This is a genomic window from Micromonospora sp. DT31, assembly GCF_049841795.1.
Classification (GTDB): domain Bacteria; phylum Actinomycetota; class Actinomycetes; order Mycobacteriales; family Micromonosporaceae; genus Micromonospora.
Genome location: NZ_JBNCKZ010000014.1, coordinates 107,575 through 123,536 on the forward strand (window position 1 = coordinate 107,575; position 15,962 = coordinate 123,536).

Here is a 15,962-nt window from a genome sequence, read left to right on the forward strand (position 1 = left end):
GCCCGCCCGGCCTCACGCCACGTCCACCCGCACGCCCGCGGAGAACACGCCGCTGCGCAGTTCCAACCGCTTCAGCGGCTCGCCGTCGCGCACGGTGAACACCAGCGGCAGCAGCACCCGCCGGCCCGCGGCCACCGGCTGGGAGAACACGTCCCGACCCAGGTTCGCCACCCGGGTGGCGTCCTCGTCGGCGGGCACCCAGTTCCCGTCGGGCAGGTACGCGCGTTGCAGTTGGCCGTGCCAGGTCTGGTTCTGCGGCGTGACGTTGCGCACGCCGACGGTGGCCAGGCACGGCCGGCCCCCGCCCGGCCCCGCCGGCAACACGTCGGTGCCGCAGCTCATCCGGTAGACGGTGAACTCGAACGCGGTCTCGCGCAGCGGTTGCCCCAGCCCGCCGGTGACGCTGCTGCCCACCCACGCGCCGCTTGTCGGCTGCTTGGTCGTGTCCAGTGCGGCGACCCGCTGCGTGGCCGACCACGCCGCCGCGCCGACCACACCGGCCAGCACCGCCGCCGCCATGCCGACCACCAGCCAGACCGGTGGCCGACGACGCCGGGAGGCGGGCGCCGGCAGCGCCGGACGCGGGTAGACGGTGCCCCGTTCGGCGGGCTGTGCCGCCGCGCCGCCTGCCGCCGTGCCACCCGGCGGTCCTGCCGTGGCCCCTGCCGCCGTGCCGCGGCGGCGCCGGACCACCCACCACAGCGCGCCCGCGGTGACCACCAGCAGCGCGGTGAACGCGGCCAGCAGAATCGGCGGACGACGCCAGGTCGGGGCGGCCGTCAGCTGCGCCGCCGGGGTCGCGCCGGACCGCGCCCAGGTCGCCGTGGCGCAGTCGTAGGGACGGGTGCCGTCGGCACCGTAGACGCAGGCGGGCGCGGTCACCGACTTTCCGGGAGCGGTGGTCGACAGCGCGGTGTGCAACGTGGTGGTGCTCCGCGCCGGCAACCTCACCCGCCAGGTCACCTCGCCGGCGTTCGCCCCGGCGGGTCTGGTGTTCTGCCCGCCGCCGCTCACCGCGGTGGCCCGGGACCCGGCCGGCAGCTCCTGCCGGACCATTGCCTCCACCGGCGCGCCGCCGGCGTTGCGCACCTCGATCCGGTAGCCGGGCGCCGGGGTGCCGGCGGCGCCCATCGCCACGCTCACCTGTGGCATCGTCGGTCGTACCGGTGCGGGACCGGTCGTCGGCACCGCCGGAGGGGCTGCCGGTACGCCGGTGGGGATCGGGGTGGCCGCTGCCGGAACCGGCCGCGCGGGCGTGGCCGCCGGTGGGCGGGCCACGGCGGCGGCCGGGGCCGGATGGGCGGCCGCCCCGGGCGCTGCCGGGGGGAGCGCCGGTAGGGCGGCGATGATGCCGAGGCAGTTGACGAACACTGCCAGGGCCCTGTGGTGTCGTCTCGATGCAGGCATACGAACGAACCTCCGGCTCCGAAGCTATGGGCCGGGAGCCGGCGGGCGGGTACGAAGCCGGCATTCCCGCCCCGGCCGGCGCGGTCCGGCGTACCCTGCAGGGCGCCGCGGGGGAGGCCGCGGCGCGCCGGATGCCGGTGCCCGGCGGGCGGGGTCCGGGACGGGGATAGATTGGCCGGGTGCGTATCGCTCGTTTCGCTCATGCCAAGGGAATGTCGTTCGGGGTCGTCGAGGGCGAAGCGGAGGCCGGGCCGCAGGCTCTGACCATCGCCGAGATCGAAGGCCACCCGTTCGGACAGATCCAGTTCTCCGGCGCCCGCTGGGCGCTCTCCGACGTGCGGCTGCTGTCGCCGATCCTGCCCAGCAAGGTGGTCTGCGTCGGGCGTAACTACGCCGAGCACGCCGCCGAGCACGGCAGCGAGGTGCCGAAGGAGCCGCTGCTCTTCCTCAAGCCGTCCACCTCGGTGATCGGCCCACGGGACGCCATCCGCCTGCCGATCTTCTCCAAGCAGGTCGAGCACGAGGCGGAACTCGCCGTGGTGATCGGCGCTCCGGGGGCCCGCCGCGCCGACCGGGCCACCGCCGAGAAGGCCATCTTCGGCTTCACCTGCGCCAACGACGTCACCGCGCGGGACCTCCAGCGCTCCGACGGGCAGTGGACCCGCGCCAAGGGCTTCGACTCGTTCTGCCCGATCGGCCCGTGGATCACCACCGGGCTGGACGTGCGCGACCTGGAGGTCCGCTGTGAGGTGGGTCGCAACCCGGAGGAGATGGAGGTACGCCAGCTCGGGCGCACCAAGGACATGGTCTTCGACGTGCCCGGCCTGGTGTCGTACATCTCGCACGTGATGACGCTGCTGCCCGGCGACGTGGTGCTGACCGGCACGCCGGCGGGGGTTAGCCCGCTCACCGAGGGGGATACGGTCACCGTGCGGATCCAGGGGATCGGGGAGCTGAGCAACCCGGTCGTCCCCGTCGCCTGATTTGGTCCGATGCCTCGTTTCCGCTGGTCAGGCGGGTTTCGAGGGGTTGGATTTGGCCTGTCGGCACCGGGAGGGTAAAGTTCATTCCCGGCGCCGCAAGGGGCCAATGGGGTATGGGGTAATTGGCAGCCCGACTGATTCTGGTTCAGTTAGTCTAGGTTCGAGTCCTGGTACCCCAGCGCTGCCGCGGGTTCGCGAGAATCCCGGCCGCTGGATTCCGTCAGTTCACCGCTGTCGGAGTGCAAGAAGGTTCTGGCCCCGTCGTCTAGTGGCCCAGGACGCCGCCCTCTCAAGGCGGTAGCGCCGGTTCGAATCCGGTCGGGGCTACAGCACCGTGAGCCCGTCCCGTTTCCGCGGGGCGGGCTTTCTGCTGTCCGGTGCGACGCGCACGGCGGCGACCCCCGCGGCGGCGCCCGTCGTGGTGCCGCTAGACTACTGCCGCACCGCCCGGCAGGGCGGGTGAAAGCAGGAAAGTGCCTGGCCCCGTCGTCTAGTGGCCCAGGACGCCGCCCTCTCAAGGCGGTAGCGCCGGTTCGAATCCGGTCGGGGCTACGTCACCGAACGGCCCGTCTCGCCCCGCGAGGCGGGCCGTTCGCATGCTCACCGGCGCGGGGAAAGCCACGATCCAGGTACGGCCTGGGCCGTCCCGTACCAGGATCCCGCGGCCGGGGTCAGAGGCCGGAGAGGCGTTGGCCGGCGCGCACCACGGCCATCGCGTGCCGTTCGCCGGGGCGGCGGCCGAGACGCTCGATCGGGCCGGAGATGCTGACCGCGGCGATCACCCGGCCGGTCCGGTCCCGGATCGGGGCGGAGACGCTCGCCACACCGGCCTCCCGTTCGGCGACGCTCTGCGCCCAGCCGCGACGACGGACCTCGGCCAGGGTGCGCCCGGTAAACTTGGACCGGGGGAGCAGGGGCATCACCGCCTCCGGGGGCTCCCAGGCGAGCAGGATCTGCGCCGCCGAGCCGGCGACCATCGGCAGCACCGAGCCGACCGGGACGGTGTCCCGCAGGCCGCTGGCGCGCTCCGCGGCGGCCACGCAGATGCGCTCGTCGGCCCGCCGCAGGTAGAGCTGGGCGCTTTCTCCGGTGGCGTCGCGCAGCGCGGCGAGCAGCGGCTCGGCGGCGGTCAGCAGCACGTCCGGGGCCGCGTTGGCCAGCTCGCCCAGGCGTGGACCCGGGCGCCAGCGGCCCTGGGTGTCCCGGACCAGCATCCGGTGGATCTCCAGCGCCTGTGCCAGCCGGTGCGCGGTGGCCCGGGGCAGCTTGGTGCGTTCAACGAGTTCGGCCAGGCTGGCGCCGTCGACACAGGCGGCCAGGATGACCACCGCCTTGTCGAGAACGCCGACACCGCTCATACTGTGTCCCACAAGCCGAAATTTACCTCCCAGAATTTAGGATGTCCAGATGGTGGGAGTCACTCAACCGAGGACCCTGGCCGAGAAGGTCTGGGATGCCCATGTGGTCCGCTCCGCCGCCGGCGAGCCGGACCTGCTCTTCATCGACCTGCACCTGCTGCACGAGGTGACCAGCCCGCAGGCGTTCGACGGGCTGCGCCTGGCCGGGCGCACGGTCCGCCGCACCGACCTGACGGTTGCCACCGAGGATCACAACACCCCGACCGGGTACGACGACCCGGCGTTCCGCTCCCGGCGCGGCGACCTGCTCACGATCGCGGACCCCACCTCCCGCACGCAGATCGAGACGCTGCGCCGCAACTGCGCCGAGTTCGGCGTCCGGCTGCACCCCCTGGGCGACGACAACCAGGGCATCGTGCACGTGATCGGCCCGCAGCTCGGCCTCACCCAGCCGGGCATGACGATCGTCTGTGGCGATTCACACACCGCCACCCACGGCGCGTTCGGCGCCCTGGCCTTCGGCATCGGCACCAGCGAGGTCGAGCACGTGCTGGCCACCCAGACGCTGCCGCAGACCCGCCCGAAGACCATGGCGGTGAACGTCGTCGGCCGGCTCGCCCCGGGCGTCACCGCCAAGGACCTGGTCCTCGCGCTGATCGCCCAGGTGGGCACCGGCGGCGGGCGGGGCCACATCGTGGAGTACCGCGGCGAGGCCATCCGCGACCTCTCGATGGAGGGGCGGATGACGATCGCCAACATGTCCATCGAGTGGGGCGCCAAGGCCGGCATGATCGCGCCGGACGAGACCACGTTCGCGTACCTGAAGGGGCGGCCCCACGCCCCCCAGGGCGACGACTGGGACGCGGCGCTGGAGTACTGGCGGACGTTGCCCACCGACGACGGCGCGACCTTCGACACCGAGGTCACGCTGGACGCCGACCGGATCACCCCGTTCGTCACCTGGGGCACCAACCCGGGTCAGGGCGTGCCGCTGGGTGCGGCCGTGCCGGACCCGGAGGAGTTCGTCACCGAGCCGGAGCGGGTCGCCGCCCGTCGCGCGCTGGAGTACATGGACCTCTCCCCGGGCACGCTGATGCGCGACCTGGCGGTGGACGTGGTGTTCGTCGGCTCCTGCACCAACGGCCGGCTGGAGGACCTGCGGGCCGCCGCCGACGTGCTGCGCGGGCACCGGGTCGCCGACGGCGTACGCATGCTCGTGGTTCCCGGCTCCGCCGCGGTCCGTGAGGCCGCCGAGGTCGAAGGGCTGGACAAGGTCTTCACCGACGCCGGCGCCGAGTGGCGCTTCGCCGGCTGCTCCATGTGTCTGGGCATGAACCCGGACACGCTGAAGCCCGGCGAGCGCTCCGCCTCGACCTCCAACCGCAACTTCGAGGGCCGTCAGGGCCGGGGCGGGCGCACCCACCTGGTGTCCCCGCCGGTCGCCGCCGCCACCGCCGTGGTCGGCCGGCTGGCCACCCCCGCCGACCTGTAAGAAGGGCAGCCGAGATGGACAAGTTCACCACCCACACCGGCACCGGCGTGCCGCTGCGCCGGTCCAACGTGGACACCGACCAGATCATCCCCGCCGTGTACCTCAAGCGGGTGACCCGGACCGGATTCGCGGACGGTCTGTTCAACGCGTGGCGGGAGGACCCGTCATTCGTCCTCAACGATCCGGCCCATTCGGGTGCGTCGATTCTGATCGCCGGCCCCGAGTTCGGCACCGGATCCTCCCGGGAGCACGCCGTCTGGGCGCTGCGGGACTGGGGCTTCCGGGCGGTCATCGCGCCCCGCTTCGGCGACATCTTCCGCGGCAACGCGCTCAAGGAAGGCCTCCTTCCGGTCGAGCTGGAATTGAAAGCCGTGGAAGAGCTGTGGGATCTCGTGGAATCCGAGCCGGCCACGCCGATCACTGTCGACCTCGCCGCCCGGCAGGTCCATGCCGGAGACGCCACCTGGGCGTTCCCGCTGGACGACCACAGCCGCTGGCGGCTGATGGAGGGCTTGGACGACATTGGACTCACCCTCCGGCACGAGGCCGACATCGCCACGTACGAGGCCACTCGGCCGGAGTTTCTGCCCTCCGTAGCCTGACCTGGCACCGCTATTCGCCCCCACCGGCCCACCCGGTGGGGGCGAATCCGTTACGACACAAGGGCTTTTTTCCACCGAATGTTTGTGTCCAGGCAGCACAGGGCATACCGTGCGCGCAGAATGGCTCGCGTCGAGTCAGTTGCACAATCGGGAGGAAGTCGTGAACAAGGCCGAGCTCATCGAGGCGCTCGCCGTTCGCCTGGGGGACCGGAAGACGGCGACGGCCGCGCTCGACGCGGTACTCGCTGAGGTCCAGGCGGCGGTCACCAAGGGCGAGAAGGTGGCGATCACCGGATTCGGGGCGTTCGAGAAGCGCGTCCGGGGTGCCCGAACAGCGCGCAACCCGCGTACCGGCGAGGCGGTGAAGGTCAAGAAGACGTCCGTCCCGACCTTCCGGCCGGGTGCGGGCTTCAAGGAGATGGTGGCCAGCGGCAAGGTGCCCAAGGAGGGCGCCGCCGCGAAGAAGACCACCGGGGCCGCCAAGGCCACGGCGGCGAAGACCACCGGAACCGCGAAGAAGACCGTCGGCGCCGCGAAGAAGACCACGGCGGCGAAGGCCACCAAGGCCACCGCCACGAAGAAGGCCGCGCCGGCGAAGAAGGCGGCCGCGACCAAGACGACCACGGCGAAGAAGACGACCGCGGCGAAGTCCACCACCGCCAAGTCGACCACCGCCAAGAAGACGACCGCGGCGAAGTCCACCACGGCCAAGAAGACCACGGCGGCGAAGAAGGCGCCGGCCAAGAAGGCCGCCACCCGGCGCTGACCGGGCCGCTCCAACCGGAGGGCGTCCACCGTTCACGGTGGGCGCCCTCCGGCGTGCGTTGACCGCATGGCCGCCCGCACCGCAGAATCGCCGTGCCGAAATCCCCTCGGTCACGGAAAGAGGCGCCCGTGCGGCACCGTCACCTCCGTACCCTCGCTCTGGCGCTGGGTATCGCGGTCCTGTTGGACGTGCTCCGGGTCTGGCTCCCGTCGGTCATCACCATCTTCGGCCGGGCCGCCGAGACGCCCGCGGAACTGCTCGGCGCGTTCGCGCTCGGCTGGTTCGTGCTCGCCCTGGGCGCGCCGATCCTGGTACGCCGGTTCGGCCCGCGCCCGGTCGGACTCGCCGCGGCCGGGATGCTGGCCGCCGCGCGGCTGGCGCTGACCGCGCGACCTGGCGGCGCGGCGCAGCTCTGGTTGGCCAGCGCCGGCCTGCTCGCCGGCCTGGTCTGGCTCGCGGCCACCGCCGCCGCGGTACGCCGACCGGTGCTCGGGCTGACGCTCGGCGTGGCCGGCAACGCGGTGGGGCACGCGCTGCTCGGCACCGAGGACCTCGTCTGGCGGGGTGGATCCCTGGGCTGGGCCGGGAGCGTCCTGCTGGTGCTGGCGTTCCTGGCCGCGTACGCGGGAACGGGCGGCGGGCCGGGTCCGCACAGCGGGTCCCGTGTCCGGCACCCGGGCGGCCGGGCCTGGCTGCTGTGCGGGCCGGTGCTGTTGCTGGCCAACCAGGTGGCGCTCGCCCCGGCGGTGTGGAGCGCCGCCGCCGGCACCGATCCGCCGAACTTCCCCGGACTCGCCCGCCCCACCGGCGCCGCCGGGCTGGGCGCGTACGCGGTCCTGCTGTTCCTGACCGCGGCCCTGTTCCGGACCCCGGCGCGGCTCGGCCGGGTGCTGTGGCCGCTCGCACTGTTCGCCGGGGCGGTGCTGTTCGTGGCCGGGCTGCTCGTGCCGGCGTACCTGTTGGCCGCCGCCGGCCTGGGCGGCTGCCTGGCGCTCACCGACGAGGCCGGCGACGATGAGGCCGGCGACGACCGGGCCGCCGGCGGCGACGAGGCCGGCGGCGACGACCGGGCCGGCGGCGACGACCGGGCCGGCGGCGACGACCGGGCCGGCGGCGACGACCGGGCCGGCGGCGGGGAGACCGACGGCGGGGAGCGGGCGGCGGCGCGGCGCGGACGCGCGGCGGTGCTCGGGATGCTCGTGTTCGCGGTCGCCACGGTGGCCTACTACGCCGCCTACGACCTGGGGTACCCCAACGGGTGGGTGCCGGTGGCCACGGCCGTCCTCGTGGTCCTGGTGGCCTCCGGCGCGCCTTCCGGCCCCGCCCCGGCACGTCCCGGCCCGGCGCGGACCTGGATGCTCGTCGGCCTGTGCGCGCTGGTCGGGTTCGCGACGCAGCCGTACGTCCCCGGCCCGGCCCTGCGGCCCACGCCCCCGCCCGAGGTGCGGGTGGCCGCGTACAACATCCGGATGGGGTTCGGCCTGGACGGCCGGCTGGACCTGGACGCGGTCGCGCGGCCGCTGCGCGGTGCGGACGTGGTGCTGCTCAGCGAGGTCGACCGGGGCTGGTGGCTCAACGGCGGTCACGACACGCTGGCGCTGCTGGCCGCCCGGCTGGAGATGCCCTACGTGTTCGCGCCGGCCGCCGACCCGGTCTGGGGTGACGCGGTGCTGAGCCGCTTCCCGATGCGTTCCGGGCGGACCCGGTCGCTGGCCGGACACGGCGCGCCGACCGGGGCGCAGGCCCTCGGCGTGACGCTCGACCTGGGCGGCCGCGACCTCGCGGTGGTCGCCACCCACCTGCAGCCGCCGCCCGGCCGCGATCCGGTGGCGCAGGCCCGTGAGGTGGCCGAGTTCGCCCGCCGGTACGCCGGTGGCCTGCCGCTGGTGCTCGGCGGCGACCTGAACACCGAACCGGACGACCCCGCGTTCGCCGAGTTCACCCGCGTCGGCCTGGTGGACGCGCTGGCCGCCGCCCGCCCGCTGCCCACCAGCCCGGCCGACGACCCACGCGCCCAGATCGACCACGTCTTCGTCTCGCCGGGCCTGGGCGCCCGCGAGATACGCGCGCCGCGCGTGCGGGCCAGCGACCACCTCCCGGTGACGCTCACCGTCATGCTGCGCTGAGCCGTTCCGTCATGCTGTGCTGGCCCGTCGCGGCCGCCGGTGCCGGCTGCGCGGCCAGCGCCTCACAGCCGGTCGGGCAGCAGCAGGCGGTCGCCGGCGAAGGGCAGGAGCCAGCCGCCGCCCTTGGCGGTGGTGAAGTCCTCGGCGCGGCCGGTGAGCCGTTCCAGCGCCCCCGGGATCACCTTGCCCTGGCTGCACACCGCGACCGGCTCGGCGGCCAGCGCCCACTCGGTCAGCCGGGCGGCGGCGGCCAGCGCGCACTCCTCGGCCTGCTGGCCCGGCGCGGGTTCGTCCAGGTCGCCGCAGACCTCGATCGGCAAGTCCAGCCGGGCCGCCGCCGGGTCCAGTGTCTGCACGCAGCGGCGGGCCGAGGCGGACAGCAGGCGGGTCGGGCGGAGCAGGGCCACCAGCGGCGCCAGCGCCCGCGCCTGCGCCCACCCCTGCTCGTCAAGCGGCCGGCCATGGTCCGGGCCGGTCCAGGTGCCCCGCTTGCCGGCGTGGGCGTGCCGCACCAGCAGCACGGTCGCGGTGACCGGGGGAAGCGCCGCGAACGCGGCGATCACCTCGGCGTCGTGCGGGTAGCTGACCCGGCGCGCGGCGTCGTCGACCGGGAACCAGGCCACCCCGTCGACCTCGGTGCCGGGCTGGAAGCCGCCGACGGCGACCGCCCGCATGGACCACCAGTCCACCGCCTTGGCGTGGCCCTCGCTGCGGTAGCGGACCGTGGGCAGGCGCACCTGCGGCACGGCCCGCACGTCGGTCTCCTCGGCGACCTCCCGCACCGCGGCCACCAGCGGGTGCTCCCCGGCGTCCAGCTTGCCCTTGGGCAGCGACCAGTCGCCGTACCGGGGGCGGTGCACCAGGCACACCTCGACGCCCGCCGGGCCCGGTCGCCACACCACCCCGCCGGCCGCGCGGATCCGCACCGGTTCGTCGTCGGTCATCCGCTCACCGTATGCCCGCCGGCCGCGCCCCATGCCCCGCTCAGTCCGCCCGGCCGCCGACCCGGCGCAGCAGCAGGTCCTGCAGATGGGTCAGCGGCGCGTCGGCGGTGCCGGTACGCCGGTGCCAGGTGCCGTCGGCGGCCAGCTCGAACGCGTCCACCTCGGGGTCGAACGCGGCGGTCAGGACGTGGTCCAGTTCGGCCCGCGCCACCGGGTCGCTCACCTGCACCAGCGCCTCCACCCGGCGATCCAGGTTGCGGTGCATCAGGTCGGCCGAACCCATCCAGAACTCGGCGTCGCCGCTGTTGCCGAACCGGAAGATCCGCGAGTGTTCCAGGAACCGGCCGAGGATGGAGTGGACGCGGATGTTCTCCGACAGCCCCGGCACCCCCGGGCGCAGCGTGCACATGCCCCGGATCAGCAGGTCCACGTGCACCCCGGCCCGGGACGCCCGGTAGAGCGCGTCGGTGATCCCCTCATCGACGAGCGAGTTCACCTTGAACTGCACCAGTCCCGGCATGCCCAGCCGGACGTGCTCGATCTCCCGGTCGATCCGCTCGATCAGGCCGCTGCGGATGCCCTGCGGGGCCACCAGCAACCGCCGGTACGCGGTCTGCCGGCTGTAGCCGGTGAGCACGTTGAACAGATCGGTCAGGTCGGCGCCGATCTCCGGGTCGGCGGTGAGCACGCCGAAGTCCTCGTACAGCCGGGCGGTCTTCGGGTGGTAGTTGCCGGTGCCGATGTGGCAGTAGCGCCGGATCTGGTTGCCCTCCTGACGCACCACGAGCGCGGTCTTGCAGTGCGTCTTGAGACCGACCAGGCCGTAGACCACGTGGCAGCCGGCCCGCTCCAGCGTGCGCGCCCAGCCGATGTTGGCCACCTCGTCGAAGCGTGCCTTCACCTCGACGAGCACCACCACCTGCTTGCCGGCGGCGGCGGCGTCCACGAGCGCGTCGACGATCGGGGAGTCGCCGCTGGTGCGGTAGAGCGTCTGCTTGATGGCGAGCACGTTCGGGTCGGCCGCGGCCTGCTCCACGAAGCGCTGCACGCTCGTGGCGAACGAGTGGTACGGGTGGTGCACCAGCACGTCGCCGTCGCGCAGGGTGGCGAACACACTGCGCGGCACCTCCCCCTCGGCCAGCCGCGGGTGGGTGGCCGGCACGAACGGCGGGTCCTTCAGGTCGGGCCGGTCGGCCTCGCCGTAGACCTGCCACAGCGCGGACAGGTCCACCAGTCCCGGCACCCGCAGCACGTCGTGGTCGTCCATGTCCAGTTCGCGGACCAGCAGCTCCAGCATGTGGTCGGAGATGGAGGCGGCCACCTCCAGGCGCACCGGCGGGCCGAACCGTCGCCGGGCCAGCTCGCGTTCCAGCGCCTGGAGCAGGTCCTCGTCGCGGTCCTCGTCGACCTCGACCTCGGCGTTGCGGGTCACCCGGAACAGGTGGCACTCGACCACCTGCATACCGGAGAAGAGCTGGCCGAGGTGTACCGAGATGAGGTCCTCGACGGGCAGGAACCGCACGCCTGGCTGGTCGCGGTGGACCCGGACGAACCGGGGTACGTTGTTCGGCACCTTGACCCGGGCGAACAGCTCGGAACCGCCGTCCGGGTCGCGTACCGAGACGGCCAGGTTCAGCGACCGGCCGGAAATGTACGGGAACGGGTGCGCCGGGTCCACCGCGAGCGGGGTGAGCACCGGGAAGATGTGCTGCCGGAACCAGGTGCGCAGCCGCTCCCGCTCGGCGTCGTCCAGGTCGCTCCAGCGCAGTATGCGGATGTCCTCGGCGGCGAGCTTGGGCAGCACGTCGTCGACCAGACAGGCGGAGTGCCGGGCGACCAGGTCGGCGCTCTTCTCCGTGATCAGTTCGAGCTGGGTGCGCAGCGGCAGCCGGTCGCCGCCGCGCACCGGCAGGCCGGCGGAGAGCCGCCGCTTCAGCCCGGCCACCCGGACCATGTAGAACTCGTCCAGGTTGCTGGCGAAGATGGCCAGGAACTTCGCCCGTTCCAGCAGGGGCGTGCGGGGGTCCTCGGCGAGCGCGAGCACCCGGGCGTTGAAGTCGAGCCAGGACAACTCGCGGTTGAGGAAGCGGTCCTCCGGCAGGGGCGCGGGGGTCGGCCCTCCGTCCGGGCCGGGCTCGTCGCGCGGGTCGGGCCGTTCCACCGGGTCGGGCCCCTCGACCGGGTCGAGGGACTCGTCCAGCCCGGTCGCGGCGGCCGCGCCCGGGTCGTCGCCCAGGCGTTCCTCGGGTGGGCGGAACCGCCCGTCCCGACCGCGGGTACGGCGGCCGTTGCGGTGGGTGCCGGGGTCGAGGATCGGCGGACCGTCGGAATGCTCGCGAGGGGTGCTCACCACCTCATGATTCCCCGAAGAGGGTGAACGAAAAATGAACTCGGGCCGGGTTGTTCACGCCATCGTCGGCAATGTCACCCGAATCACCTCGCCGGCCGGGTCCCGCTCGATGCGCACCCGCTGCCCCAGGCGCAACAGCCGCAACCCGGAGGCGTCGAACGCGCGCGCCGGGAAGGCCAGCTCGGTGCCGTCGTCGAGCAGCAGCACCCCGCTGCGGGTCGACGCGTCGTAGGTCGCCACCGTGCCCTGCATGTCAGCACCGTACCGGAGCGGGCCGCCGTGGCGGGCCAGCAGCGCCCCGGTGCGCGGCCCCACCCCGAGGTCCGCCGCGGCGGCCAGGTCGGCCGGGGTGTCCACGTCCCGGCGCAGGCTGGGCCAGTCGCCGGCCAGCGGCACCGCCCCGCCCGCCGTGTGCGCCGCCGCCGACCCGGGGCCGAAACAGGGCGCCAGCGGCACCCCGGGCGGGGCGGCGAGCAGCACGGTGCCGTCGCCGGGGGCGTCGGCCACGAACCCGCGTACCCCCTCGGCCGCGCGCAACGCCGACGCCAGCTCGGCCGCGCGCAACGCCGAGGCCAGCTCCCCCGGTCGCAGCGCCGGCAGGTCGGCGGTCAGGGCGGCCACGGCGGCGTCCGGTCCGGCCAGGGCCGCGCCGTGCCGGCAGGCCGCGTTGAGCCCGCCGCCGGGGTCGGCGGCCACCCGGGCGCCCGCCTCGGCGGCCACCGCGGCCACCCACGGGTCGTCGGTGACCGCCAGCACCCCGGCGACCGCCGGGCACGCCAGCACCGCGTGCAGCGTGTCGGCGGCCAGGGCCAGCGCCAGCTCCTCGTGGGGTACGCCGGGCAGCGCGCCCCGCAGGCGGCTCTTCGCCGCCCCGAGACGCTTCACCGGCGTCACCACGATCCAGCCGAGCTCGGACACGCCGACCATCCTGCCAGCGACGGCGGCGACACCCGCACTGGCCGGACCGGGGGCGAACAGGCATGATTCTGTCCCGGGGCGCGTGGGCGGAACGAGGAGGCAGGGTTGGCACCGCGGAGGCTGGGGTTCTGGCGGCGGGTCGCCGTGGTGCTGGTGAAACCGTTGATGACCGTCTGGACGCGGCGCACCTGGCGGGGCATGGAGCACCTGGCGGGCGACGGCGGCGTCATCATCGTGCCCAACCACATCTCGCACGCCGACCCGCTTGTCGTCTCGCACTACGTCTACGACGCCGGTCGCTGGCCGCGCTTCCTCGGCAAGGCCAGCCTGTTCCGCGTGCCGGTGGTCGGGCGGATCCTGTACCGGTGCCAGCAGATCCCCGTCGAACGGGGCACCGTCGAGGCGGTCAAGTCGATCGACAAGCTGGTCGCCGCGCTGGCCGAGGGCGGGGCGGTGGTGATCTACCCGGAGGGCACCACCACCCGGGAACCGGACCTGTGGCCGATGAGGGGCAAGACCGGCGCGGCCCGGCTGGCGCTGGCCACCGGCGCCCCGGTGATCCCGCTGGCCATGGTCGGCCCGGAGCTGCTGTTCGACCCCCGCACCGCCCGGTTCGGGCTGCGCCCGCGCACCCCGGTGACGGTCGTCGCCGGCCCGCCTGTCGACCTCAGCCGGTGGGCCGGCGCCACGCCGACCCGGCCCATCCTGGAGGAGATGACGGACACCATCATGCTGCGGATCCGCGACCTGGTCGCCGAGATCCGCGGCGGTACACCGCCGCCGCTCTGGCAGCGGCCCACCCCGACCGGCACGCGGGAGGTCACCGAATGAGCGGGCACGTCGCGGTGCTGGGCGCGGGTTCCTGGGGGACCGCGTTCGCCAAGATCCTCGCCGATGCCGGGCGGGACGTCACCGTCCTGGCCCGCCGGGCCGTGGTGGCCGAGGCGATCCGGACCGGCCGGGGCAACCCGGAGTACCTGCCGGACGCCCGCCTGCCCGACCGGGTGACCGCCACCGTCGACGCCGCCGAGGCGATCACGGGCGCCGAGATCGTGGTGCTCTCGGTGCCGTCGCAGACGTTGCGGGGCAACCTCGCCGACTGGACGCCGTACCTGGCGCCGGACGCCACGCTGGTGTCCCTGATGAAGGGCATCGAGCTGGGCACCACCAAGCGGATGAGCCAGGTGATCACCGAGACCGCGGGGGTGCCCGCCGACCGGGTGGTGGTCGTGTCCGGGCCGAACCTGGCCCCGGAGATCGCCGCCGAGCAGCCGGCCGCGACGGTGGTCGCCGGCACCGACAGCCGGCGTACCGCGCTGGTGCAGGCATCCATCCGGACGCCGTACTTCCGGCCGTACACCAACGACGACGTGACCGGCTGCGAACTGGGCGGGGCGGTGAAGAACGTGATCGCGTTGTCGTACGGGATCGCCACCGCGATGGGGTTCGGCGACAACACCCGGGCGATGCTGATGACCCGCGGGCTGGCCGAGACGGCCCGGCTCGGCGTGGCCCTCGGCGCCGACCCGATCACCTTCGCCGGCCTGGCCGGCATGGGCGACCTGGTCGCGTCCTGCTCGTCGCCGATGGCCCGTAACCGCACCTTCGGCGAGCACCTGGGCCGGGGCGAGACGCTGGAGCAGGCCCAGGCGGCCACCCGGCAGACCGCCGAGGGTGTGAAGAGCTGCCTGGCTATCCGCGACCTGGCCCGGGCCCACGGCGTCGAGATGCCGATCACCGAGCAGATCGAGCGGATCTGCCACGAGGGCATGGACCCACGCCTCGCGGTGGACGCGCTGATGAGCCGCACCGCCAAGCCGGAGTCGTACGAGTGAGCGGCGACTGGGGGGACGGCACCCGCAGCGTGCACGCCGGCCTGCCGGACGCGGTGCCCGGCCGGCCGTTCCTGCCCGGCCCGGTCTTCGCCGCGCCCTACCACCTCGACCCGCGGCACGACCCGGCCACGTCGGCGGACGGGTACGGCCGGCCGGACAACCCCACCCGCCGGCTGCTGGAGGCGGCGATCGGTGAACTGGAGGGCGGCGACTGCCGGGCGTTCGCCAGCGGCCAGGCCGCCATCACCGGGCTGCTGCTGACCATGCTGCGTCCCGGCGACACCGTGCTGCTGCCCGCCGACGGCTACTACGCGGTGCGCGGGTTCGCCGCCGACACGCTGGAGCAGCTCGGGGTGCGGGTGGTGCTGGTGCCGACGGCCGGGCCCTACCCGTCGTTCGAGGGCGTACACCTGGTGCTGCTGGAGACCCCGGCGAACCCCGGCCTCGACGTCGCCGACGTGCGCGCGGTGGCCGCCGCCGCGCACGCCGCCGGCGCGCTGGTGGCGGTGGACAACACCACCGCCACGCCGCTCGGGCAGCGGCCGCTGGACCTCGGCGCGGACGTGGTGGTGGCCTCCGGCACCAAGGCGCTCACCGGCCACTCGGATCTGCTGATCGGCTACCTGGCCACGCGCGACACCGGTGTGCGGGACGCGGTGACCACCTGGCGCAACGCCACCGGCGGGATACCCGGCGCGTTCGACTGCTGGCTGGCGCACCGTTCGCTGGCCACCCTCGACCTGCGGCTGGCCCGGCAGACCGCCAACGCGCGGGCGCTCGCCGACCTGCTCGCGGCCCGCCCGGACGTCACCGGGCTGCGCTGGCCCGGGCGGCCCGACGACCCGGCGTACCCGGTGGCGTCGGCGCAGATGCGGCGCGTGCCCGGTGTGCTCTCGTTCGACCTGGGCGACTCGGACCGGGTGGCCCGGTTCCTCGACGCGTCCCGCCTGGTGGCCGCCGCCACCTCGTTCGGCGGGCTGCACAGCACCGCCGACCGGCGGGCCCAGTGGGGCGATGCCACCACACCCGGTTTCGTCCGTTTCTCCTGCGGTGTCGAGGACACCGCGGACCTGGTCGCCGACGTGACCGCGGCGCTGGACGCGGCGGGCTGACGGCGAGCCCGCCGCCCGGCTATGGTGAGCGGCAGCCACGGCCCGTGCGGCCCCGACCGGAGGAGGTGA

At 74.2% G+C, this 15,962-nt stretch carries 12 protein-coding genes, 3 tRNA genes and 1 pseudogene; 11 read left to right on the forward strand and 5 right to left on the reverse strand.

The window, feature by feature from the left end; all coding sequences use genetic code 11:
* Positions 1-12: 12 nt before the first annotated feature.
* The gene (locus tag ACLQ2X_RS21710; RefSeq protein ID WP_425682915.1) at positions 13-1,407 is read right to left on the reverse strand and encodes a hypothetical protein; all 1,395 of its coding nucleotides are present in this window, start codon (positions 1,405-1,407) and stop codon (positions 13-15) included.
* Positions 1,408-1,586: 179 nt separating this feature from the next.
* On the opposite strand from ACLQ2X_RS21710, the gene ACLQ2X_RS21715 reads away from it, so the two are divergent.
* From ACLQ2X_RS21715 to ACLQ2X_RS21730, 4 genes are all read left to right on the forward strand, one after another.
* A complete protein-coding gene (locus ACLQ2X_RS21715) occupies positions 1,587-2,390 on the forward strand; it encodes a fumarylacetoacetate hydrolase family protein (RefSeq protein WP_425682916.1) in 804 nt (267 codons plus the stop codon).
* 107 nt (positions 2,391-2,497) lie between these two features.
* Positions 2,498-2,569: transfer RNA gene (locus ACLQ2X_RS21720), tRNA-Gln, on the forward strand.
* 75 nt (positions 2,570-2,644) lie between these two features.
* Positions 2,645-2,717, forward strand: a tRNA-Glu gene (locus tag ACLQ2X_RS21725).
* A 152-nt stretch (positions 2,718-2,869) separates the two neighbouring features.
* A tRNA-Glu gene (locus tag ACLQ2X_RS21730) sits at positions 2,870-2,942 on the forward strand.
* A 119-nt stretch (positions 2,943-3,061) separates the two neighbouring features.
* Here the strand turns inward: ACLQ2X_RS21730 and ACLQ2X_RS21735 are convergent.
* Positions 3,062-3,748: an IclR family transcriptional regulator gene (locus tag ACLQ2X_RS21735; protein ID WP_425682917.1), complete on the reverse strand. Its 687-nt coding sequence runs from the start codon at positions 3,746-3,748 to the stop codon at positions 3,062-3,064.
* Between the two features lie 49 nt (positions 3,749-3,797).
* On the opposite strand from ACLQ2X_RS21735, the gene leuC reads away from it, so the two are divergent.
* The 4 genes from leuC (at position 3,798) to ACLQ2X_RS21755 (ending at position 8,734) form a co-directional block, all read left to right on the forward strand.
* On the forward strand, positions 3,798-5,240 hold the full coding sequence (leuC, locus tag ACLQ2X_RS21740; protein ID WP_425682918.1) for a 3-isopropylmalate dehydratase large subunit: 1,443 nt from the start codon (positions 3,798-3,800) through the stop codon (positions 5,238-5,240).
* 14 nt (positions 5,241-5,254) lie between these two features.
* Positions 5,255-5,842, forward strand: a complete 588-nt coding sequence (leuD, locus tag ACLQ2X_RS21745; protein WP_425682919.1) for a 3-isopropylmalate dehydratase small subunit — start codon at positions 5,255-5,257, stop codon at positions 5,840-5,842.
* A 160-nt stretch (positions 5,843-6,002) separates the two neighbouring features.
* Positions 6,003-6,608, forward strand: a complete 606-nt coding sequence (locus ACLQ2X_RS21750) for an HU family DNA-binding protein (RefSeq protein ID WP_425682920.1) — start codon at positions 6,003-6,005, stop codon at positions 6,606-6,608.
* A gap of 128 nt (positions 6,609-6,736) precedes the next feature.
* A complete protein-coding gene (locus tag ACLQ2X_RS21755) occupies positions 6,737-8,734 on the forward strand; it encodes an endonuclease/exonuclease/phosphatase family protein (protein WP_425682921.1) in 1,998 nt (665 codons plus the stop codon).
* 62 nt (positions 8,735-8,796) lie between these two features.
* Here ACLQ2X_RS21755 and ACLQ2X_RS21760 read toward each other — a convergent pair whose 3' ends face one another.
* The 3 genes and pseudogenes from ACLQ2X_RS21760 to cofC all read right to left on the reverse strand — a co-directional run.
* Positions 8,797-9,711, reverse strand: a complete 915-nt coding sequence (locus ACLQ2X_RS21760) for an NUDIX hydrolase (RefSeq protein ID WP_425682922.1) — start codon at positions 9,709-9,711, stop codon at positions 8,797-8,799.
* 7 nt (positions 9,712-9,718) lie between these two features.
* Positions 9,719-12,028 carry an RNA degradosome polyphosphate kinase gene (locus ACLQ2X_RS21765; protein WP_425682923.1) on the reverse strand — a complete coding sequence of 770 codons (2,310 nt, stop codon included), beginning with the start codon at positions 12,026-12,028 and terminating at the stop codon, positions 9,719-9,721.
* 291 nt (positions 12,029-12,319) lie between these two features.
* Positions 12,320-12,955, reverse strand: a pseudogene (cofC, locus tag ACLQ2X_RS21770) (2-phospho-L-lactate guanylyltransferase); the annotation flags it as partial.
* Positions 12,956-13,051: 96 nt separating this feature from the next.
* Here cofC and ACLQ2X_RS21775 point away from each other — a divergent pair.
* From ACLQ2X_RS21775 to ACLQ2X_RS21785, 3 genes are read left to right on the forward strand one after another with little or no spacing between them, the layout of a single operon-like run.
* Complete coding sequence (locus ACLQ2X_RS21775; RefSeq protein ID WP_425682924.1) at positions 13,052-13,777, forward strand: lysophospholipid acyltransferase family protein; 726 nt, start codon at positions 13,052-13,054, stop codon at positions 13,775-13,777.
* Positions 13,774-14,781, forward strand: coding sequence for an NAD(P)H-dependent glycerol-3-phosphate dehydrogenase (locus ACLQ2X_RS21780; protein ID WP_425682925.1), 1,008 nt, complete (start codon positions 13,774-13,776; stop codon positions 14,779-14,781). The genes ACLQ2X_RS21775 and ACLQ2X_RS21780 overlap by 4 nt, the downstream gene beginning before the upstream one ends.
* Positions 14,778-15,893 carry a cystathionine gamma-lyase gene (locus ACLQ2X_RS21785; protein WP_425682926.1) on the forward strand — a complete coding sequence of 372 codons (1,116 nt, stop codon included), beginning with the start codon at positions 14,778-14,780 and terminating at the stop codon, positions 15,891-15,893. Before ACLQ2X_RS21780 ends, ACLQ2X_RS21785 begins: the two co-directional genes overlap by 4 nt.
* Positions 15,894-15,962: the final 69 nt, after the last annotated feature.